The following is a 21,505-nucleotide window of genomic DNA, read 5'->3' on the forward strand; positions in this document are numbered from 1 at the left end:
AGTTCTTATTCGTTGGTCAAAAGGCCTAGTTCAAGCCCAATTCCATTTGGTGCGGATAGTTGGAGGCACCGACACCTGGGGTCGCATGGGGCGCTGGCGCCCTTCGACCACTCTCGTGCTCAAGCTTGAGCCGGGTCGGAAAATCGGTGCGGGCGATTGTAGTGAGGTGACGCGCTGTAGACCATGTCTCATCCCGAAATAATTTTTATCCGATCCGGCAACAATCTCTTGCTGATATTGCAACGGGCCAGCATCTTATCGAAATTAATTCTCAACAAGAACCCCAAAAAACGTAGGTCTACTACGCCCGATTTAGACAGCTTGGATCGATTCGCAAGGGCTTTTTTGCCCGGCAAGCGCCCATTTTCAGGGGCCTGGGGCGCCTGACGCTGCGCTGTTAAAAATGCCTGCTACAAGCGAGACGCTGGCTGCGAAACCAGACGTTTTTTTGTTACAGGAATAAGCGTTTAATCGCCGTCGGAAAGGCTGAGCGTCGCAAGATATGTGACAACGTGTCGCACGTTGTCGCAGGTCATTCTTGCCTCGGATCAAGGACGCTCCGGCTCGGGGGTGAAACGAAAAACGCCCCGGCTCTCCAAGGGAGTAACCGGGGCGTTTCGTTGAGGCGTTTCAGCGAAGCGGTTTGCGGTTACGCGACACCAGCAACGGCACCAGCACCACCGTCAACACGAAGGCCACCAGTGCCCATTGCGCCAGGGACAGGCCCAGGATCGGTGGGTAAGGAGTAGAGCAAAAACCATCGACCTGGAACCCCAGCGGGAAGATCTTCGCCAGCGGCAGGTCATCGACAATCGGTTGCAAGACATCGATACCGCAACTGACCGCGGGGAAGAACTGCGTGTACACGTGATGCCCGGCCACACCGGCCCCAGCCAGGGCGCAGAGCACCACCAGGCCTTCGAAGATCGTCAGGCTGCGGCGGGTGCGCATGGCGGCGCCGATGAAAGCGAAAATAGCGATCAGCAACAACGCATAGCGTTGCAGGATACACAGCGGGCACGGCGCCTCGCCGAGGGCCACCTGCATGTACAGCGCACCACCGATCAGTGCCAGGCAGATCAGCCCCAGCAGCACCAGATAGCGCCGCTCGCGGCCCAGCCGCATCATTTCCTCACTCATTGCGTTTCCCTTTGTCTGCATGGATCGACGCGCAGCCTCGCAACACCCGGCGCGCGATCGGATGTACCGAAGTCTACACGCTGACCATGACAGTGAACGAGCAGCGGGCGTCGACAATTGAAGGGAATAGAGCGCAAGAAGGTTAAGCGGGGATTAATGCGGGTCAGTTGGACAGGGGTGGAGCTGCAGCCGCCATCGCGAGCAAGCTCAGCTCCCACAGGGATTTGTGATGAGTGCGATATCTGTGAACAACCCGCAACCCCATGTGGGAGCGAGCTTGCTCGCGATGGCGGTGGGTCAGCTTGCACTGATGTCGGATCTACCGATGCCTTCGCGAGCAGGCTCGCTCCCACAGTTTTTTGTGGTGTTCACAGAAATCGTGTCCACCACATGTCCCCTGTGGGAGCGAGCCTGCTCGCGATGAGACCAACCCGGCTTCCCCAGTTGGCCGCGACCTTATTCCAGCGCCGCCGCCGGGCCGAAGAATTCGTAGCGGCTCTGCCGGTCGGGCACGCCCAGGGCCTTGAGGTGGCGCTTGACGGCGCCCATGAAGCCCTTCGGCCCAAGGAAATAGGCGTCCAGGTCACGCTGCTCCGGTAGCCATTGCGCCAGTTGCTCCTGGCTCAACAGCCCCACCTTGTCCGCCGCCGGGCTTACCCCGTCGTCTTCGTCGTAGCAGTAAAAACGCTTGAGTTGCGGATGCCGCTTGGCCAAATCGTCGATCCAGTCACGGAAGGCATGGACGCGGCCGTTGCGTGCGCAGTGAATGAAATGCACCGGCCGCTCGGTTTGCAGTGCTGCCTGCAACATGGCCAGGGTCGGGGTAATACCAACGCCGCCGCTGATCAGCACCAACGGTTTTTCGCTGGCACTCAGGTAGAAATCCCCGGACGGCGGGAACAACTGGATACGACTGCCAACCTCAAAATGATGATGCAGGAAGTTCGACACCCGCCCGCCTGGCTCACGCTTGACACTGATCCGGTACTGGCCATTGTCCGCCAGGGCCGACAGCGAATAGTTGCGGCGCACTTCCTCGCCCTCGAGCACGAGTTTCATGCCGATGTACTGGCCCGGCTCGGCCACCAGGATCGGGCCCTTGTCCGCAGGTTCGAAGTAGAAAGAGGTGATTTCCGCGCTTTCCTGGACCTTGGCCGCCAGGATGAACTCGCGCTCGCCACGCCAGCCGCCCAGCGCCTCGGCCTTCTTGTCGTACATGTCGGCTTCGGCGCCGATCAGGATATCGGCCAGCTGGTTGTAGGCAGCGCCCCACGCCGCGATCACTTCGGGGGTGGCGATTTCTTCGCCCAGCACCTCGGCAATCGCCCGCAGCAGGCACGAACCGACAATCGGGTAATGTTGCGGCAGGATCTGCAGGGCAACGTGCTTGTTGACGATTTTCGCCACCAGGTCGCCCAATTGGTCGAGCTGGTCGATGTGCCGCGCATACATCAACACGCCGTTGGCCAAGGCACGTGGTTGGTCGCCGCTGGCCTGGTGAGCCTGGTTGAACAGCGGGCGGACCTGAGGGTACTCGGACAGCATCATGCGATAGAAGTGGGTGATCAGCGCCTCCCCACCGCTTTCCAGCAAGGGCACGGTGGAGCGAATGATGGCGCGCTCTTCTCGACTGAGCATAAGGTGACTCCTGGCGTATGATCGATAACAGTTGCTTATGTCATATCAGTTTCCGTGCCATATTTTTTTACCTTTAATATCAGCAAGTTAAAAAGAGTGTAGTCATATCGACACGACCCACCTTATAGTCGTTTCGACTACATGGAGTCATTATGACCGCAACCGCCCTGCTGACCTCTCTACTGCCGCTGGTAGCCGACCTGTCCCGCGAACTGCCTGAAGGTGAACGTTACCGGCGCCTGCTCGGCACCCTGCGCGCCCTGCTGCCCTGCGATGCGGCAGCGTTGTTGCGCCTGGATGGAGACTGCCTGGTACCGCTCGCCGTGGATGGCTTGAGCACCGATACACTGGGCCGGCGATTCCGGGTCAGCGAACATCCACGCTTCGAAGCGCTGCTGGCCAACCCGCACCCCACCCGCTTCGCCGCCGACAGTGGCCTGCCCGATCCCTACGACGGGCTGGTCGAGGGGCTGGCCAAGCATCTGGAAGTCCACGACTGTATGGGTTGCCCACTGTTCATCGATGAGCGCCCCTGGGGCCTGCTGACCCTGGATTCGCTGGACCCGGAGCGCTTCGAACCCATCGACCTCAGTGCCCTGCAAGCCTTCGCCAGCCTCGCCGCCGCCACGGTCAGCGCCGCCGAGCGCATCGAGCGCCTGGCCTTGAAAGCCGAGGACGAACATCGCCGCGCCGAGGTCTATCGCCAGGCCAGCGGCCAGCAACACCGCGACATGGTCGGCCAGAGCAAGGCCCACAAGCGCCTGGTGGAAGAGATCACGCTGGTGGGCGGCAGCGACCTGACAGTATTGATCACCGGCGAAACCGGCGTGGGCAAGGAACTGGTCGCCCAGGCCATCCACGCCGCGTCGAAACGCGCCGGCCAGCCGCTGGTCAGCCTCAACTGCGCCGCCCTGCCGGATACGCTGGTGGAAAGCGAACTCTTCGGCCATGTCCGGGGCGCCTTCACCGGGGCCACGAACGACCGCCGCGGCAAGTTTGAACTGGCCGACGGCGGCACCTTGTTCCTCGACGAGGTGGGTGAGTTGTCCCTGACTGTCCAGGCCAAGTTGCTGCGGGTGTTGCAAAGCGGCCAACTGCAGCGCCTGGGTTCGGACAAGGAGCACCGAGTCGATGTTCGCCTGATCGCCGCCACCAATCGCGACCTCGCCGAAGAAGTGCGCAACGGCCGTTATCGGGCCGATTTCTATCATCGCTTGAGCGTATACCCCCTGCAGGTGCCGGCACTGCGTGAACGCGGGCGGGACGTGCTGCTGCTCAGCGGCTTCTTCCTCGAACAGAATCGTTCGCGCATGGGCCTGGGCAGCCTGCGCCTGACCAGCGACGCCCAGGCCGCATTGCTGGCCTACGACTGGCCGGGCAACGTGCGCGAGCTGGAACACCTGATCGGCCGTAGCGCCCTGAAGGCCTTGGGCCGCCACCCGGCGCGCCCGAGAATCCTCAGCCTCAGCGCCCAGGACCTGGATTTGCCCCAGGCCCCTGGGGATAACGCCGAACCGTCATCCCCCAACCCGGCGCCGGTCGCACCAGGCGTGACGGGGGACTTGCGCGAAGCGGTGGACGCGTTCCAACGCAATCTGATCGCCGCCTGCCTGGAGCGTCACCAGCACAACTGGGCCAGCGCCGCCCGGGAGCTGGGGCTGGACCGCGCGAACCTGGGGCGGATGGCCAAACGGCTTGGCCTGAAATAGTCGCTTGCTCCCGCTGGGCTGCGCCGTAAGAGCTGTGTAGGAGCTGTCGAGTGCAACGAGGCTGCGATCTTTCCACTGGCAATTGAGTCGCAAGCGAAAGATCAAGATCAAGATCAAGATCAAGATCAAGATCAAAAGATCGCAGGCTTCGCCAGCTCCTACAGAGCCGAGCGGGAGCAAGCTCCCTCGCCACAAAAGCGGTCCCGCACCAGGACCTTATGGCAGCGATCCATGCGATCGACAGGCTTTCATCCTAAAGCCTGCCCCCGACAAGTCGATAACCCAATATTACAAGCTGTTCTGGCGACCTTCATGCTCGCCCCACCTTTTTCCACAGAAGGTTTTTATGTCTTCCAACAAAGCCCGCGCAGATTCACTTTCGCTTCTGCTGTTTACCTTGCGCAGCGGCAAGCTGATGGCGATCAACCTGCTCAAGGTCAGTGAAATCATTCCCTGCCCACCGTTGACCAAGCTGCCGGAGTCCCATCCCCACGTCAAAGGCATTGCCACCCTGCGCGGGACCTCGTTGTCGGTTATCGACCTGAGCCGCGCCATTGGCGAGCGGCCGCTGGAAGACCCGGACGGCGGCTGCCTGATCGTCACCGACGTCAGCCGTTCCAAGCAGGGCCTGCATGTGCAGGCGGTCAGCAAGATCGTGCATTGCCTGACCACCGACATCAAACCGCCGCCCTACGGCTCCGGCGGCGTGCGCGCGTTCATCACTGGCGTGACCTCGGTGGACGGCACGCTGGTGCAAGTATTGGATATCGAAAAGGTCATCCATGGCATCGCACCGGCGCAGATCGAAACCGCGCCGACCGAATTGAGCATGGAAGACGCCGAAGTCCTGGGCAACGCCCGGATCCTGGTGGTCGATGACAGCCAAGTCGCCTTGCAGCAATCGGTGCACACCCTGCGCAACCTGGGCCTGCAATGCCATACCGCCCGCAGCGCCAAGGAAGCCATCGACTGCCTGCTGGAGCTGCAGGGCACGGCGCAGGAGATCAACCTGATCGTCTCCGATATTGAAATGTCGGAAATGGACGGCTACGCCCTCACCCGGACCCTGCGCGAGACGCCGGATTTCGCCCACCTCTATGTGCTGCTGCACACGTCGCTGGACAGCGCCATGAACAGTGAGAAAGCGCGATTGGCCGGCGCAAACGGGGTGCTTACCAAATTTTCGTCGCCCGAATTGACCAAGTGCCTGATCACCGCGGCCAAGGCCGTCGCCGAACAAGGTCGCTGAGACCCACCCGCGTCAATGCGGGCCAGGTTCAAGGAGGCTGCGATCGTCGCGGCCTCTGACCCCTGCCCCGACCTCAGGCATACTCCTGTCCTGGTTCCCCGAACAAGGACATTGTCGATGAAAACCCCTGCACTGATGCTCCTCGGCCTCACTGCCGCCATCGCCTTTCAGGCTCAGGCTGCCAGCCCCGACGCGTGGGCCGCCTACGACAAAAAAGTGCTCGCCAGTTGCCTCAAGACCAGCGGCCTGAAAGATCCCGAACCTGTCGGCACCGCTGCGCAATTCGACGATCGGGTAGGCTATACGGCGCTGTTGCTGCAAGGCCAATACCCACAGAAGCACATGAACGGCGCGACGGGCACCGAACTGTGCCTCTATCGCAAAAAAACCAAGACCGCCTTCGTCACCGAGTGGGACTCGATCCGCCCGGCCGAAGCCCCCCAATGAATGGCGCATAACTTGCTTCGCACGGCTTATCGCGGCGTTTTTCTGTCGCCGCTTTCAGCCTATTGCCTTCGGTCGATTAATGAACACAACGTTTTCCTGCGTAGGGTGCGGTAAATGCTGCACCGGTCATCACGTTCCCCTGACGCTCGACGAAGCCAGGATGTGGGCGAATGACGGCGGCCAGGTGATTGTCCTGGTCGAGGCCTTCCTGCCCAATGGCCTCGGCCTTCCGGTGGCGCAACGCGAACATGCCGAACGCCGTTCGGCAGTGGTCCGCAGCGGCACGAGCGAGGCGCTCGTGGCAATTACCTTCGCCGCTTATAACCCAGGCCCTTGCCATAATCTGGACGCCGACAACCTGTGCCGCATCTATGAGCGCAGGCCTTTGGTTTGCCGCATCTACCCCATGGAAATCAACCCGCACATCCCGCTCAATACCGCCGCCAAGGATTGCCCGCCAGAATCGTGGGAAACGGGGCCGCAGTTGATCGTCGGCGGTGAGTTGGTGGACCAGGAGCTGGCTCGGTTGATCGACCGTTCACGCCAGGCCGATCGTGAAGAGATCGCGATCAAGGCGCGCATCTGCGTGTCCCTGGGCATCCACACGACAGCGTTGAAGGGCGATGGATTCACAGCCTACCTGCCGAACATGGCCGCGTTTGCCACCGCGATTGATCAGGCCCGCTCGCAGCCGTTGGACCCCGAAGCGGGTGAATGGCAATTCCACCTGTCCGGCGAGGATGTTGCCAGCCAAGTGACGGCCAGTGGCGCAAGCGTGGTCACCGAGGCACCGGTCAACTACGCCTTCATTTCCCTGCGGGCCGCCTGAATTTGTAGAGATACCCTGTGGGAGCGAGCTTGCTCGCGATAGCGATTTATCTGCCAGCCTATCGGCGCCTGATACACCGCTATCGCGAGCAAGCTCGCTCCCACAAGGGGACTTGTGGTGCTGCGATTACACCACCCCCTCTCGCCTAACCCGCGCCAGGAATGTTAGCGTGCTTGGTATTCCCTGCAGATGAGCCTTGCACGATGAAAAAAACCGTACTTGCCTTCAGCCGTATCACACCTCCCATGATCGAGCGCCTGCGCCAGGACTTCGAGGTGATCGTCCCCAACCCGTCGAACGGCGACATCAACGCGCAGTTCAACGAAGCCTTGCCCCACGTCCATGGGCTGATTGGTGTCGGTCGCAAGCTCGGCCGCGAGCAACTGCAGAGCGCCACGAACCTGCAGGTGGTCTCCAGCGTGTCGGTGGGCTACGACAACTACGACCTGGCCTACTTCAACGAGCGCGGGATCATGCTCACCAATACCCCCGACGTGCTCACCGAAAGCACCGCCGACCTGGCCTTCGCCCTGCTGATGAGCAGCGCCCGGCGCGTGGCCGAACTGGACGCCTGGACCAAGGCCGGGCAATGGCAAGCGACCGTCGGTCCGCAACTGTTCGGCAGCGACGTACATGGCAAGACCTTGGGCATCGTCGGCATGGGCAACATCGGCGCGGCTATTGCCCGGCGTGGCCGGTTGGGGTTCAACATGCCGATCCTGTACAGCGGCAACAGCCGCAAGACCGAGCTGGAAAACCAATTGGGCGCACAATTTCGCGAACTGGACCAGTTGCTGGCCGAAGCCGATTTCGTCTGCCTCGTGGTGCCATTGAGCGAGAAGACCCGCCATTTGATCGGCCAGCGTGAACTGGGGCTGATGAAGCCAAGCGCCATCCTGGTCAACATTTCCCGTGGCCCGGTGGTGGATGAGCCAGCGCTGGTCGAAGCCTTGCAGAACGGTCGCATCCGCGGTGCCGGGCTGGATGTCTACGAGAAAGAACCTCTGGCCGAATCGCCGCTGTTCCAGCTGAAAAACGCCGTGACCCTGCCCCATATCGGCTCCGCCACCCACGAGACCCGTGAGGCCATGGCCAACCTTGCTGTGGATAACTTGCGCAGTGCCTTGCTGGGCGAGCGACCGAAGAACCTGGTCAACCCACAAGTCTGGAAATAAAACACACTGTGGCGAGGGAGCTTGCTCCCGCTGGGCTGCGCAGCAGCCCCTTGCGGTTTATCTGATGCACCGTGGTGGCAGATACACCTTGGGGTCGCTTCGCAACCCAGCGGGAGCAAGCTCCCTCGCTACAGGAGCTATCGCCAGACGTCTCTCATCGGGCACCCAGCGCGACTTTCACGGCTACTGGCCGGGGCTTGCGAAACACCAACACGTTCCCCAGCATCACCAGCACCAACCCCACCAATGCCGGCGCCGTCCACTGGTAGCCCTCGACAAACGCCGAGACGTTCAACGCCACCACCGGGAACAGCACGGTGCAATACGCCGCCCGCTCCGGCCCCATGCGCCCCACTAGCGTCAAGTAGGCGGTAAAGCCGATGACCGAACCCGGGATCACCAGATACAGCAGCGAGCCGACATAACGTGCATTCCATTCCATATCGAACGGGATGCCTTGGAACAGACACCACACCGACAACATCGCCGCCCCGTAAGCCATGCCCCAGGCGTTGGTCGTCAACGGCTTGAGGCCGGCCTTCTGTTGCAGGCTCGAGAGCATGTTGCCCGCTGAAAAACACAACGTCCCCAGCAGCGCCAACGCCAAGCCGAGCACCGTTTGCGGGCTCGCGCTGTGACCGGCCAGCTCCGGCCAGAACAACAACGCCAGCCCGAACAGCCCCAAGGCGCCGCCCAGCAATACGTTACGGGCAATCCGTTGACCGAAGAAAACCCGGGCATTGAGGGCGTTCCAGAGCGTGGCGGTGGAAAACACCACGGCGACCAAACCACTGGGGATCCATTGGCTGGCGGTCAGGAAGCACATGAAATTGATGCAGAACAGGCACAGGCCCTGGGCAACGCAAATCAAGTGGCCCCGCCGGTTCATCACCTGCAAGCGCCGGCTGAGCAAGAGCATGGCAAACAGGATCAATGCCGCGAGGCCAAAGCGATAAACGATCGACACCGGGATGGCGACGACACCCAACTGCAGTTTCAGGGCGATCCAGGTGGTGCCCCAAATGAGCACGGTGAGCAGGTACAACGAGAGGTTCATGACGGTGACTCCTGGCAATGGCCCCCAGTGTCACGCCGATGCTTGGCCGTCGCTTGCGTAAACTTGCGGTTTTTATGAGCGATGGGCTGGCAGGGAACGGTCTACGGAGTAGGATGCAAACGTTGGAGAACCGATCATGTCCACACTGCAGACCCTACAAGTCTTCCAAGCCCTCAACAGCTCGCCCAACGCTCGCCTGGAGCACAGTGCCGAGCTCGGAGACGGCATGGCGGCCGCTTTGTGGACCAATCACCACGACGCCCGGGACTACGAGGCGCCGACGCACCATACGCTGTCGTGCTACATCGCGGGGGGCACCGGCACGTTCCGTCGTGAACGGCCCGATACCACAGGCGCACCGGACAAACTTTGCATCTTGCCGGCCGGGCATGAGTCCGCCTGGGTCATCAATGGCGACATCCGCCTCGCCCACCTGTACTTCAGCGCGGAACAATTTGCCCTTGGCTGCATCACCCTGTTGGACCGCGAGCCCCGGCAAGTGCAACTGCACGAGGAAACGTTCCTCGACGACCCGCAACAGGCCCAGCGCTTTCGCCAGTTGATCGCACTGAACTGGGACGAACCCGGCGAACGCCTGCTGACCACCAGCCTGGCCCATGACCTGCTCAACCACTTGCTGCTCAGCCAGGTCGGCCAGCGCCAGGGGCTTCGCCTCAAGGGCGGCCTGGCTGCTCACCAGCGACGGTTGCTGGTGGATTACGTCGACAGCCATCTGGCCGAGGCCATCAGCCTCGGGCAATTGGCGGCGCTGTGTGCGTTGTCCGAATATCACTTTGCGCGGATGTTCCGCGAAAGTTTCGGGCTGCCACCCCATCAATATGTACTGGCCCGGCGCCTGGCCCGCGCGCGGCATTTGTTGCGCAACACTTCCCAACCGCTGGGCGACGTGGCGCTGGCCTGCGGGTTTGCCAGCGCCAGTCATTTCACCCACCGCTTTCGCCAGGCCTTGGGCGCGACGCCCGGAGAGTATCGGCTGGCGTTTTTGCGCTAGCCCCGACTGTCGTCATCGCGAGCAAGCTCGCTCCCACAGGGGATCCAGGGCGCTCACAAAATCTTCATTCACCGCAAATCCCTTTGTGGGAGCGAGCTTGCTCGCGATGGCGTAAGGACATTCGATAACCCTGTAAGCTGACCCACCGCTTTCGCGAGCAAGCCCGCTCCCACAGGGATTTCAGGGCGCTCACAAATACTCATTCACCGTGCCCCCCCTTTTGTGGAGCAAGCTTGCCAACCCCATCGGATCGCTGAAAACGAAACGGGCCTGCGATTGCAGGCCCGTTTGTTCGGTGAGTATTTTTAAGTGATCGTGCTTAGCCGTTGAGTGCGGCCCGCTCGTTCTCCAGGAATTCTTCTTCCAGCATGGCATCAGCCAGGGCAATCGAGTCGGCCGGGCCTTTGGTGGCGGCGCGCTTGCCGCGCAGTTTGCCGAACAAATGCTCCAGTGCACTTTCAAGTTTGGTGGCTGCACCTTCGATCGCCAGTTCCAGCGAATCGGCCTTATGGGTCACGGAAATCGGCTGATGGCCCTTTGGCCGTGCTTCAAGCTGGCAACGCAGGTCATGAGGGCCGGGCTTGTCGCCGTTCTCATCGCGCAAATGGACCTCGACCCGTGTCAGGTCTTCTTCGTAACGTTCGAGCGTGCTTTCGATGGTAGTACGTACCCACTCCTCCAGTCGGATGCTGCTTTGAATATGGTTATCGCTGTTGACTTGGATTTGCATAGTTCATCCCTTATTTCAGCTAGCTCGCCGGGGGCCGTCGACATTAGCGCAACGGCCCCTTGAATACAGAGTCGGGCTGGCGGAAGAACAATTCAAGCCCTAAAAAAAGATAAATATTCATATGCAAATAAAGCCGGACAACGGGCAAAAGCGCTGTTAATGTCGGGAGTTGCCCCGCCCTGCCTACCCGCTGCAATTCACCTCCGCGCCTGCACCGTCAACGAACATCCGCACGTTATTGCCCCGAAACGGGCAGCCGCATTCCAGAGCGTTTGGCGTTTGGGCACCGGGATCATTGTCCGACGTTTTTTCCGGCATGCCCCTTGCTAACGCCCTGTAGGAGCTGCCGCAGGCTGCGATCCTTGATGTTGAAGCCTGCCTGGCCCAGGAACCTTCAGATGAACACGATCATGGAATGGCCGATGGTCCGGTGTTGCGAACTAATCCCGATCACGGCCGGTCAACAACTGCACGTTCAATCAGGCGGTGACGCATCATGGACAACCCTTTTCAAATCATTACCGACGCTTTTGCGCCGCATTATCAAATCAACCTGAGTATCCAGGGACTGGATGGCAGCATCATGCTGACCCTGTCCAAGAGCGGGCGCATCGTCGCCAAACGCATGATCAGCGCCCAGCAGCGCAACGACCCGGAGCGGCTCAAACGCCTGGTGCAAAGCATTCAGTTCGGCATCGCCATCGAGCAGGGCCACAGCGCCGTGGCCATCCTCGAAGCCATGACCGGCGGTGACCACATCAAGCTGCCACCGCCGCATGCACAGGGGCCGGCGCCCTCGGCCGCCGGGATCTAGATTTCGCCTTTCTCCACTTCGGCATGCTCGCTGGAACCCGCGCCAACCTTGCGGTGCGGGTGCTCGATCTTCACCGAGGGGAACTGCGACGAAGCGTAGCGCACCACCAGGATCGAAAACGCCAGCAGCAAGATGCCACCGCACAAGTAGATGATTCCCAGGTCGGGCGGGCTGTGGTGGGAAACGTTGGAAATCAGCAACCGCGTCAGCGCGGTAATCGCCACGTAGATCAGGAATCGCACCGGCATGTGGTTGGTCTTGAAGTAGATCCCGACCATCGCCCCCAATTCCAGGTAGATGAACAGCAGCAGGATGTCATCGATCTTGATGTGCCCCGCCTCGAGCATCTGCAAGAACTCCATCACCGCCGCCCACGCGGTCACCGCACCGATGGCGAATAGCGCCAGGTAGTGGAAGGTCTCGACGAAGAGGTTTCCCAGGGACTCGGCCAGTTGATGGACGTTCTGGCGCAGGTTCTCGGCCCAGTTGATTTTCACGATGTAGTTTCCTTAGGTCGGTTCGACCGGATGATGCGGGTTGGACGTGACGGTTGTTCTGCATGCAGAAAAAAGGCCAGCGAGTGAGGGTGAGATGGCGATAGGCTGGCACGGGGCACTTTGGAAGCTTCATGCGACCTGATCGCGAGCAAGCTTTGCGCCCACAAGGCTTGCTCCCACTCAAGCTTTGTCCACATCAGCTTTGCGCTCACATGCTGAATTAGGTCTACATTAAAAAGCCACTATCCAAAGCAAGAGGATTCGCTTATTCTTTTGCCTGTATATAAATACAGTAGTCGCAAAGACAAACCAATGTGAAGGCATGTGAGGTGGTGAATGGCCGTCGAAGTGGTATACCGCAGCAGCCGAGATCTGGAGCGCTTGTTCATGGATAAAGCCGAAGCTGACCGTCATGACAAAATGCTGGAACTCGCCGAATTGCTGGCCGAAGTGTTGCAAAAAGCCGTTCCATCGCTAAGCGAGCAACAGGTCGAGGAAGCCGGGATCTACATGGCGAAAAATCGCGATGTGTTCGCCAAGGCATTCAAGAGCCAGCCGGACGCCTTGTCCGAACTGCTCAACCCGTCGGACGAATAACCAAAAAGATCGCAGCCCTCGGCAGCGCCTACACCGCGTAGGCGCTGCCGAGGGCTGCGATCTTTTTTAATAATAACGACGCGGATCTGAATCGATCAGGCTGGCCAACTTGGTTAGTGCGAAGCGCAGTTCGTCCTGGCTGGTGGGCGACATCAGCACCAACCGCACGCACCGGGTGGTGCCTGAACGCTCCGCCTGGAACTGGGTACCACTGAGCACCAATACGCCGTTGGCCCGGGCGAGCATGGTGAACTCGTCGCTCGTCCAAGGCTCGGGCAGCGTCAACCAGACGTGATAGGAATACGGCTGGGTCTTGAGCTCGAAATTGGCGAAGATTTCCCGAGCGATCGCTTGTCGCCCCGCCGCCTCGTTGCGCTGGATGCGGATCAATTTCTTGTCCAGGCCTTCGGTAATCACATTGCTGGCCAGTTGCGCCGTCAACGGCGACGGCATCCACACACTGCTGCGCACCATCGAGGTCAGGCGCGACAGCAATTTCGGCGGACTGTAGATGTAACCAATGCGCAGCGCCGGCATGACCGATTTCGACAGGCTGGTCAGGTAAACCGAGCGATCCGGCGCAAAGGCCGACAGGGGTTTGATCGACGGATCGGTGGCCAGGAAGCCGTAGATGTCATCGTCCAGGATGATGAAGTCGAATTCCTCAGCCAGCGCGGCAATCTGGGCCCGACGCTTCTGCGACATGATCGCCGCCGTCGGGTTCTGGCAGGTCGCCACGCAGACCAGCATCGCCGGCTTCTCCCGCAGGCACAGCTCGCGCAAGGCCTCGGGAATGATGCCTTCGTCATCCATCGGCACGCCACGCAGGCGACGCTCAAGACCGTGGGCCAGGGAAATGATCCCCGGGTAGCACAGCGCCTCGCAGAGCACCAGGTCGCCAGCGTTGGTCAGGGCGCTCATCGCGACCATCAAGCCATGCTGGGCCCCGGCGGTAATCACCACTTGCTGCCATTGCGCGTCGGGCAATGAATGACGCAACCACTGCGCCCCCGCCTCGCGATGGGCCGGGTGGCCGCCGTCCGGCGCGTAGTCGAGCGCGCGCGCGAAATCAGTGCTTTTGGCCATGCCCACCAGCGCGCCGCGCAACCAGTACTCCAGCGTCTCGCTATAGGGCTTGATGATCGAAAGGTCGAGCAGTTCGGACTGCCCCAGGTTCAGCGGCGCGGACGCGCTGTTACTGGCCGGCAGCTCCAGCTGCTTCTGGTTGAGCACATAAGTGCCACGTCCCACTTCCCCCTGCACCAGCCGACGTCGATGAGCTTCGCTGTACGCCCGGCTGATGGTGCCCGGCGTGACATTCAAGGTGGTGGCCAGCTCCCGCAACGTCGGCAGGCGATCACCCTCGTTCAGTACGCCGTTGTTGATATCGCGCGCCAACGCATCGGCAATCGACAGATACATCGGCTGGCTGAACTCGCTTAGCTGGGGAACCCACATGAATGATCACTGCCCATCGTAGAAATGATGAATATCCGAGCATATCACATGGAGGTTAGGCAACTAATAATTCGACGCATTCGATCCATTGAGTCGATTGATACGATTATTGAATTGTTTATAAGCATGGCTTAAAGAAATTTTACAACAAATAATATTCATATAAATCAATCAACTATCTGCAATAAATTGCAAAATCGCCCCGTGATAGCAGAAAAATATCTCGTAACAATCACGCCCCCTATTGAATCAACTCAATCCATTCAAATACACTGATTGCGAATCGAAGCAATCGACTCAATCCCCCACTGCGCGCTCCTGCCGCGCCAAGTCGAGACATCATGGACACATTCAGAAAGGATCTATCCCTGTCAGCGGTCATCGCGGGCTTCATCGCCGTGATCATTTCCTACGCCGGCCCGCTCATCATCGTGTTCCAGGCAGCCAAGGAAGCGCACCTGCCCAACGACGTGGTGTCTTCGTGGATCTGGGCCATTTCCATCGGCAGCGGGATTACCGGCCTCCTCTTGAGCTGGCGCCTGCGTGTCCCGGTCATCACCGCATGGTCCACACCGGGGGCGGCGCTGCTGGTGTCAATGCTGCCCACCGTGACCCTGCCCCAGGCCATCGGAGCCTATGTGGTGGCGTCGGTGATCATCGCCGTGGTGGGTTTGTCCGGGGCGTTCGACAAATTGATGAGCCGCCTGCCCAAGGCCATTGCCGCCGCCATGCTCGCCGGCATCCTGTTTCGCTTCGGCGCCGAGCTGTTCACGTCGATCAAGCTGCAGCCGGCGATGGTGCTGGCGATGATCGCGGCGTACCTGGTCTTCAAGCGATTCTCGCCACGCTACGCCATCCTGTCGGTGCTGATCATCGGCTGCGCGGTGGCCGCCTCGTTCGGTGAACTCAACAGCAACTCGATCACCATCGCCGTGGCTCATCCGGTCTTCATCGCACCGGAATGGAGCTGGCACGCAATCATCAACATCGGCCTTCCATTGGCGCTGGTGACCTTGACCGGCCAGTACGTGCCCGGCATGGCCGTATTGCGCACCTCGGGCTACAACACACCGGCGCGCTCAATCATTTCGGTCACCGCGATTGGCTCGGCCCTGATGGCCCCGTTCGGGTCCCACGGTCTTAACCTGGCGGCCATTACCGCCGCGATCTGCACCGGTCGCGAAGCCCACGAGGATCGCGACAAACGCTACATCGCCGGGATTGCCTGCGGGGTGTTCTACATCCTGATGGGCACTTTCGGGGCGACCCTGGCCTCGGTGTTTTCCGCACTGCCGAAAGAGTTGATCGCCTCCCTCGCCGGCCTCGCCCTGTTTGGCGCGATCAGTGCCGGGCTGACCGGCGCCATGGCCGACGAGAAACAGCGGGAAGCCGCGCTGATCACCTTTCTGGTCACCGCTTCGGGCATGAGTTTCCTCGGCTTGGCCGCCGCGTTCTGGGGGCTGATCTTCGGTCTCGTGGCGCATTTCGTGCTGACCTACACCCGGGAAAGCAAAGCCACCGCTATCGCCGAGGGCAGCCGACCATGACTGCTCGTTACGACTTCATTGTGGTCGGTGGCGGCATCGCCGGCGTCTCCGTCGCTTATGAACTGGCGGCCCATGGCAGCGTCTGCCTGCTCGAACAGGAACAACAACTGGCCTACCACACCACGGGGCGTTCGGCCGCGATCTCGATGGAAAGCTACGGCAACCAGCAGATCCGTTCGCTGACCTGCGCGTCCCGGCGCTTCTTCGAGAACCCGCCCGAGGGTCTGGCCGAGCATCCACTCTGGGCGCCACGGGGCGCGTTGATCGTGGCCCAGGCGGCACGGGTGGACAAACTCAAAGCGCGTTTCAGCGCCGTATTGGGCCAAGTGCCTACGGCCGAGTTGCTCGACGACAAGCAAGTACAGGAACTGGTCCCCTACCTCGCCGAAGGCACCTGGAGCGCCGGGATCTACGAGCCCAGCGCCTTCGACCTGGATGTGCACGGCATTCACGGTGCCTACCTCAGCGGGTTGCGTGCCCGCGGTGGCGTGGTCAAGCGCGAGACCGAAGTGCTGCGTGGCGAATATCGCGACGGGCATTGGCGCTTGCACACCCGGGACGGCCAGCAGCTGCAAAGCGCCATTGTGGTCAACGCCGCCGGTGCCTGGGCCGATGAGTTCGCCGAGCGCTGCGGCGTGCCCAAGGTCGGTGTCCGGCCGTTGCGGCGCACCGTGCTAGCGGTCGATCCACAGTGCGACGTGCACCACACGCCCTACCTGGGCACGGTGGACGAGGACATTTTCATCAAGCCTGAAGCCGGGCGACTGATCGTCTCGCCCTGCGATGAAAGCCCATCGTTGCCCTGCGACGCGTTACCGGAAGAGCTCGACCTGGCCATCACCATGGATCGCCTGCAAAACACCACGCGCCTGCGCCCCCGCTCGATCATCAACAAATGGGCGGGCCTGCGCACCTTCGTCGCCGACCGCTCGCCGGTGCTCGGCCAAGACCCACAGCAAGAAAGTTTTATCTGGCTCGCCGCCCTCGGTGGCTACGGCATCCAGGCCGCGCCCGCCATTGCCCGCCTATGCAGTCATGCGGCGCTGGGCATCGCCCTACCGGTCGACCTGGCGGCGCTGCAACTCAACTACCAGCACTTTTCCCCAGCCCGTTGTCGCGACGAGGAATTTTCCAGCCTGGCCGTCAAGCAGGTTGCCGATTTGCACTAACCCATCCACTTAACAAGGAACGTCCCTATGCAAACCACCGCTCACATCCAGTCCGCCGCCAAACCTTTCCTGGGCGAAGAGAACGTCATTTTCACCGACAAGGCGCCGCTACCGCTGGGCACCTATTCCCAGGGCATCAAGGTCAGCCACGGGCAGACCATCTACCTGTCGGCGCAGACCCCGGTCTCGGCGCTGAACAACGAAGTGCTGGCCAAGGATTTCGAAGGCCAACTGCGCCAGACCCTCGACAACCTGGTGCAAATGGCCGAAGCGGCAGGCGGCACCCTGGCGAACGTGGTCAAGGTCACGGCGTTCATTACCGACCTGAGTGAGTTCCCGACCCTCAACCGCGTGATGGAAGAATATTTCACCAAGCCGTACCCGGCCCGCACCACCGCCGGCGCCAGTGCGCTGGCCCGCAATACCCTGGTCGCCATCGACGCCATCATGGTGATCTGAAACACCTTCTGCCAGCGGAGTGCCAACGTCGGTCCGGTGCGCCGGACCGACGTTGACAAGGAAAGCACCAGCACAGCGTACTTTCAGAGGGTGACCATGAAAAATTCGTACAGAGCGTATGTCTTGCAGTGCCTGGCTTGCGATCGAAGCTACCAGCCCCATGAGGTCAGCTACTACTGTCCTCATTGCCAAATCGATGGTGCCCTGGATGCGCTTTACGACTACCCCACACTCAAGCGCGAATGGTCCCGGGACAGCCTGGCCCATGACCACGCCCGTGGCATGTGGCGCTATGACCGCTTGATGCCGTTGAGCTCGACGCAGTTCATTCCACCGTTACTGGTGGGCAATACGCCGCTGTACTCGCGCCCGGAATTGCTCGGCAAAGGTGCCCGGATCAAAGTCTACGTAAAAGACGAATCGCGGCAACCGACCGGGTCATTGAAGGATCGCGCCAGCGCGCTGGCGGTGGCCCACGCCATGCAATCCGGTGCGCGCACCGTGGCGGTGGCCAGCACCGGCAATGCGGCTTCGGCATTGGCGGGGATGAGCGCCAGCCTGGGCTTGCACAACGTCATTTACCTGCCCAAGAGCGCGCCCCGGGAAAAGCTCGCGCAGATGCAGGGCTACGGCGCCGAGATCGTGCTGGTCGACGGGCAATACGACGAAGCCTTCGAACAATGCCTCGACGCCTGCGAAAAACACGGCTGGTACAACCGCACCACCGGGATCAACTCGTACATGAGCGAAGGCAAGAAGACCGTCGCCTTCGAGATGTGCGAACAGCTCAACTGGCAGGTGCCGGACCTGGTGTTCGTGCCCGTCGGCAACGGCTGCATCCTGGGCTCGGTCTACAAAGGCTTTTTCGACCTGCTGCAACTGGGCTGGATCGAACGCATTCCGCGCCTGATCGGCGTTCAGGCCGAGCACAGCAACTTCATGTACCGCGCCTGGCGCTACGACCGCTCGATGCGACAAACCGAACGCCTGCCGCCCACCAGCCTGGCCAGCAGCATTAACGTGGCATTGCCACGTGATCGCCTCAAGGCCATGCGTGCGGTGACCGCCAGCGACGGCGAGTTCATCTGCGTCAGCGACCCAAGCATTGTCGCCGCCGCCTCTCGATTGGCCGCCAGCACCGGCGTGTTTCCGGAAGCCGGCGCCGCCAGTGCCTTCGCCGGCCTGCTCAAGTACGCAGAAACACACCCCGACACCCCGCAAACCGCCGTGATCCTGATCACCGGCAGCGGTTTGAAAGACACCTCCATTTTTCTGTCCGACTCGTCCAAAAGCCAGCCGCGGGTGTTGCCGCATCCCATGACTGCTCCGCTGGCCGAAGCGTTTATCTAAGGAATCACACCATGAGTCTGCAAAATTTCGATCCCGCCGTTGCCCGCCTGATCGACCGCGAGCGCAACCGCCAGGAAACCCACCTGGAACTGATCGCTTCGGAAAACTACGTCAGCGAAGAAGTGCTCCAGGCCCAGGGTTCCGTGCTCACCAATAAGTACGCCGAAGGCTATCCGGGCAAGCGTTACTACGGCGGCTGCAAGGTCGTCGATGAAATCGAGAATCTGGCCATCGAGCGTGCGCGCAAATTGTTCAACTGCGAATACGTCAACGTGCAGCCGCATTCCGGCTCCCAGGCCAACCAGGCGGTTTTCCTGGCGGTGCTGGAACCCGGCGACACGATCCTGGGCATGTCACTGGCCCACGGCGGCCACCTGACCCACGGCGCCTCGGTGAATTTTTCCGGCAAAATCTACCGGGCCTTTTCCTATGGCCTGGACGCGGAAACCGAAACCCTCGACTACGAAGAGATGGAAGCCCTGGCCCGGGAACACCGGCCAAAGATGATCATTGCTGGAGCCTCGGCCTATTCGCGGACCATTGACTTCCAGCGCTTTCGCAAGGTCTGCGATGAAATCGGCGCCTACCTGATGGTGGACATGGCGCACTACGCCGGGTTGATCGCCGCCGGCGTGTACCCCTCGCCGGTGGGCATCGCCGACTTCATCACTTCCACTACCCACAAGACTTTGCGCGGCCCCCGCGGCGGCCTGATCCTGGCCAAGGCGCAATACGCCGCCCTGCTCGACAAGACGATTTTCCCGGTGTATCAGGGCGGCCCGCTGATGCACGTCATCGCCGCCAAGGCCGTGGCTTTCAACGAAGCCTTGGGCGACGGGTTCAAGCATTACCAGCAGCGGGTGGTCGATAACGCCCGGGTCATGGCCGACGTCCTGACCCGGCGTGGCTTGCGGGTGGTGTCCGGCGGTACCGACTGCCACATGTTCCTGCTTGACCTGCGCTCGATGAACATCACCGGCAAAGATGCCGAGGCACTGCTGGAAAGCGCCCATATCACCCTGAACAAAAACGCGATCCCCAATGACCCGCAGAAACCGGCGATCACCAGCGGCATTCGCATCGGCACCCCAGCCCTGACCACACGCGGTTTTGGTGAAGCGGAATGTGCCGAAGTGGCGAACCTGATCGCCGACCTGCTGGAACAGCCGAACAACGCCGCACGCCTGGATAACACCCGGCGCCGCGTGATGCATTTGTGTGAATGCTTTCCGGTGTACCTGCTGAGGTGATGGCTGGATAAGGGCAGCACAAAGCGCATAGAGAGGCGAACACACACCGTGGCGAGGGAGTGTTCGCCTGAAATGATCAGTCTGTGAGCGCTAGAAAAACCTGTGGGAGCGAGCTTGCTCGCGATGGCGGCCGTACATTCAACACCTTCATTGACTGGCGCACCGCTATCGCGAGCAAGCTCGCTCCCACACTTGGATTTGCAGTAAAGCTCGCCACGGTTTGATTTTCAGCGGTACAACAGGCGCTCCGCCAGTTCATCGGCCACCCGGGCCGGTGAGCGCTTTTCCGCCTGGGCATGGGCGAAGACTTCCGTGAGCCTTGCCCCGATCTTCGACAGGTGCGCGGTGATCGTCGGCAGCTCTTCACCACGATGCTTGAGGGCGACGTAGATCAGCCCGCCCGAGTTGATCACATAGTCCGGCGCATAGAGAATCCCGCGTCTTTCCAACTGATCGGCCACCTGCAGGTTGCTCAACTGATTGTGGGCCGAGCCGGCAACGGCCGAGCAGCGCAGTTGCGCCACGCTTTGGCTGTTGAGTACCCCGCCCAGGCCGCAAGGGGCGAGGATGTCGCAGGGGGTGCTGAGCAGCGCGTCGTTGGCGATCGGATGGGCGCCCAGTTGCTCCATGGCCAGTTGCACCTTGCCAGGGTCGATATCGCTGACCAGCAATTCGGCCCCCGCCGCATGCAGCTGTTCGGCCAGGGCATAACCGACATTGCCCAGGCCCTGGATCGCCACCCGCAGGCTTTCGAGGTTATCGCTGCCCAGGCGAGCCATGGCGGTGGCACGGATGCCGGCAAAGACACCCATTGCCGCGTGGGGCGCGGGGTCTCCCGCGGCGGTGGTGCTAGTGACATGGCGGGTCTGCTGGGCGATGCAATCCATGTCGGCCACCGACGTGCCGCTGTCGATGGCCGTGATGTAGCGCCCGTCCAATTGCTCGATGCAACGACCAAAGGCTTCGAACAAGGCCGCCCGACTCTCCACATGGGCCGGTCGCATGATCACCGCCACCCCGCCGCCCACGGGCAAACCAGCCAGCGCTGCCTTGTAGCTCATGCCTTGGGCCAGGCGCACGGCGTCCGCCACGGCACTTTCGTCGTCGGGGTAGGCAAGATAACGACAGCCTCCCAGGGCAGGCCCGGGACGGCTGCAATGAATGGCAATCACCGCCTTCAACCCGGTCGTCGGGTCTACGCTTAGGTGCAGCGATTCAAGGCGGGAGCTTTGCATGAGAGCAAACATCGTAAGGCTCCCGAATCACTTTTGTTTGTTTCGCCAGTATAGGCGTGCAGTCGAAAATTGCTGGAGCACGCCGGAATAAGTCGCCTGGGTGGTCAGTCTTTTTCGGCATAACCTGTCACAGCATCTGTTGG

20 protein-coding genes are annotated in these 21,505 nt (G+C 61.1%); 13 read left to right on the forward strand and 7 right to left on the reverse strand.

The genetic code is table 11. The features are described 5' to 3' along the window. Positions 1 to 630: 630 nt before the first annotated feature. Positions 631 to 1,140, reverse strand: coding sequence for a disulfide bond formation protein B (locus ACLH0I_RS24270; RefSeq protein WP_060740730.1), 510 nt, complete (start codon positions 1,138 to 1,140; stop codon positions 631 to 633). A 456-nt stretch (positions 1,141 to 1,596) separates the two neighbouring features. Beyond that, positions 1,597 to 2,778, reverse strand: a complete 1,182-nt coding sequence (hmpA, locus tag ACLH0I_RS24275) for an NO-inducible flavohemoprotein (protein WP_250965151.1) — start codon at positions 2,776 to 2,778, stop codon at positions 1,597 to 1,599. A 152-nt stretch (positions 2,779 to 2,930) separates the two neighbouring features. On the opposite strand from hmpA, the gene norR reads away from it, so the two are divergent. The 5 genes from norR to ACLH0I_RS24300 all read left to right on the forward strand — a co-directional run bounded on the left by norR (position 2,931) and on the right by ACLH0I_RS24300 (position 8,187). Beyond that, positions 2,931 to 4,487 (forward strand): nitric oxide reductase transcriptional regulator NorR, encoded by a 1,557-nt coding sequence (gene norR / locus ACLH0I_RS24280; protein ID WP_411385589.1) that lies wholly within the window; start codon positions 2,931 to 2,933, stop codon positions 4,485 to 4,487. A 346-nt stretch (positions 4,488 to 4,833) separates the two neighbouring features. After that, positions 4,834 to 5,736 carry a chemotaxis protein CheV gene (locus ACLH0I_RS24285; RefSeq protein WP_030139917.1) on the forward strand — a complete coding sequence of 301 codons (903 nt, stop codon included), beginning with the start codon at positions 4,834 to 4,836 and terminating at the stop codon, positions 5,734 to 5,736. 117 nt (positions 5,737 to 5,853) lie between these two features. Then, the gene (locus ACLH0I_RS24290; protein ID WP_411385590.1) at positions 5,854 to 6,183 is read left to right on the forward strand and encodes a hypothetical protein; all 330 of its coding nucleotides are present in this window, start codon (positions 5,854 to 5,856) and stop codon (positions 6,181 to 6,183) included. A gap of 79 nt (positions 6,184 to 6,262) precedes the next feature. Beyond that, the gene (locus ACLH0I_RS24295) at positions 6,263 to 7,012 is read left to right on the forward strand and encodes a YkgJ family cysteine cluster protein (protein WP_411385591.1); all 750 of its coding nucleotides are present in this window, start codon (positions 6,263 to 6,265) and stop codon (positions 7,010 to 7,012) included. A 203-nt stretch (positions 7,013 to 7,215) separates the two neighbouring features. After that, a complete protein-coding gene (locus tag ACLH0I_RS24300; RefSeq protein ID WP_411385592.1) occupies positions 7,216 to 8,187 on the forward strand; it encodes a 2-hydroxyacid dehydrogenase in 972 nt (323 codons plus the stop codon). A gap of 154 nt (positions 8,188 to 8,341) precedes the next feature. On the opposite strand, the gene ACLH0I_RS24305 is transcribed toward ACLH0I_RS24300, so the two are convergent. Continuing rightward, positions 8,342 to 9,244 (reverse strand): DMT family transporter, encoded by a 903-nt coding sequence (locus tag ACLH0I_RS24305; protein ID WP_186705081.1) that lies wholly within the window; start codon positions 9,242 to 9,244, stop codon positions 8,342 to 8,344. 136 nt (positions 9,245 to 9,380) lie between these two features. Here ACLH0I_RS24305 and ACLH0I_RS24310 point away from each other — a divergent pair, with 136 nt between their 5' ends. Next, positions 9,381 to 10,256, forward strand: a complete 876-nt coding sequence (locus ACLH0I_RS24310) for a helix-turn-helix domain-containing protein (protein WP_250965567.1) — start codon at positions 9,381 to 9,383, stop codon at positions 10,254 to 10,256. Positions 10,257 to 10,575: 319 nt separating this feature from the next. Here ACLH0I_RS24310 and ACLH0I_RS24315 read toward each other — a convergent pair whose 3' ends face one another. Continuing rightward, complete coding sequence (locus tag ACLH0I_RS24315) at positions 10,576 to 10,986, reverse strand: HPF/RaiA family ribosome-associated protein (protein WP_411385593.1); 411 nt, start codon at positions 10,984 to 10,986, stop codon at positions 10,576 to 10,578. Positions 10,987 to 11,482: 496 nt separating this feature from the next. On the opposite strand from ACLH0I_RS24315, the gene ACLH0I_RS24320 reads away from it, so the two are divergent. Then, positions 11,483 to 11,800, forward strand: a complete 318-nt coding sequence (locus ACLH0I_RS24320) for a DUF3509 domain-containing protein (protein WP_250965565.1) — start codon at positions 11,483 to 11,485, stop codon at positions 11,798 to 11,800. Here ACLH0I_RS24320 and ACLH0I_RS24325 read toward each other — a convergent pair. Beyond that, a complete protein-coding gene (locus ACLH0I_RS24325; protein WP_053125067.1) occupies positions 11,797 to 12,297 on the reverse strand; it encodes a phosphate-starvation-inducible protein PsiE in 501 nt (166 codons plus the stop codon). The two genes, ACLH0I_RS24320 and ACLH0I_RS24325, sit on opposite strands and share 4 nt — an antisense overlap. 336 nt (positions 12,298 to 12,633) lie before the next feature. On the opposite strand from ACLH0I_RS24325, the gene ACLH0I_RS24330 reads away from it, so the two are divergent. Next, a complete protein-coding gene (locus ACLH0I_RS24330; protein WP_003205410.1) occupies positions 12,634 to 12,894 on the forward strand; it encodes a YebG family protein in 261 nt (86 codons plus the stop codon). A 66-nt stretch (positions 12,895 to 12,960) separates the two neighbouring features. Here ACLH0I_RS24330 and ACLH0I_RS24335 read toward each other — a convergent pair whose 3' ends face one another. Then, positions 12,961 to 14,352, reverse strand: coding sequence for a PLP-dependent aminotransferase family protein (locus tag ACLH0I_RS24335; RefSeq protein ID WP_186705075.1), 1,392 nt, complete (start codon positions 14,350 to 14,352; stop codon positions 12,961 to 12,963). 341 nt (positions 14,353 to 14,693) lie between these two features. On the opposite strand from ACLH0I_RS24335, the gene ACLH0I_RS24340 reads away from it, so the two are divergent. The 5 genes from ACLH0I_RS24340 to glyA all read left to right on the forward strand — a co-directional run bounded on the left by ACLH0I_RS24340 (position 14,694) and on the right by glyA (position 20,127). Beyond that, on the forward strand, positions 14,694 to 15,899 hold the full coding sequence (locus tag ACLH0I_RS24340; protein ID WP_411385594.1) for a benzoate/H(+) symporter BenE family transporter: 1,206 nt from the start codon (positions 14,694 to 14,696) through the stop codon (positions 15,897 to 15,899). Then, positions 15,896 to 17,068, forward strand: a complete 1,173-nt coding sequence (locus tag ACLH0I_RS24345) for an NAD(P)/FAD-dependent oxidoreductase (protein ID WP_250965562.1) — start codon at positions 15,896 to 15,898, stop codon at positions 17,066 to 17,068. The genes ACLH0I_RS24340 and ACLH0I_RS24345 overlap by 4 nt, the downstream gene beginning before the upstream one ends. A gap of 27 nt (positions 17,069 to 17,095) precedes the next feature. Further along, positions 17,096 to 17,527 carry a Rid family detoxifying hydrolase gene (locus tag ACLH0I_RS24350; protein WP_250965561.1) on the forward strand — a complete coding sequence of 144 codons (432 nt, stop codon included), beginning with the start codon at positions 17,096 to 17,098 and terminating at the stop codon, positions 17,525 to 17,527. 96 nt (positions 17,528 to 17,623) lie between these two features. Continuing rightward, the gene (gene thrC / locus ACLH0I_RS24355) at positions 17,624 to 18,877 is read left to right on the forward strand and encodes a threonine synthase (RefSeq protein ID WP_411385595.1); all 1,254 of its coding nucleotides are present in this window, start codon (positions 17,624 to 17,626) and stop codon (positions 18,875 to 18,877) included. 11 nt (positions 18,878 to 18,888) lie between these two features. Further along, complete coding sequence (gene glyA / locus ACLH0I_RS24360; RefSeq protein ID WP_186705071.1) at positions 18,889 to 20,127, forward strand: serine hydroxymethyltransferase; 1,239 nt, start codon at positions 18,889 to 18,891, stop codon at positions 20,125 to 20,127. 227 nt (positions 20,128 to 20,354) lie between these two features. Here the strand turns inward: glyA and ACLH0I_RS24365 are convergent, their stop codons facing one another. Beyond that, positions 20,355 to 21,374 (reverse strand): Glu/Leu/Phe/Val dehydrogenase family protein, encoded by a 1,020-nt coding sequence (locus tag ACLH0I_RS24365; RefSeq protein WP_186705070.1) that lies wholly within the window; start codon positions 21,372 to 21,374, stop codon positions 20,355 to 20,357. Positions 21,375 to 21,505: the final 131 nt, after the last annotated feature.

The sequence above is a fragment of the Pseudomonas sp. MPB03 genome (genome assembly GCF_046605385.1).
Lineage (GTDB): Bacteria > Pseudomonadota > Gammaproteobacteria > Pseudomonadales > Pseudomonadaceae > Aquipseudomonas > Aquipseudomonas zanjanensis.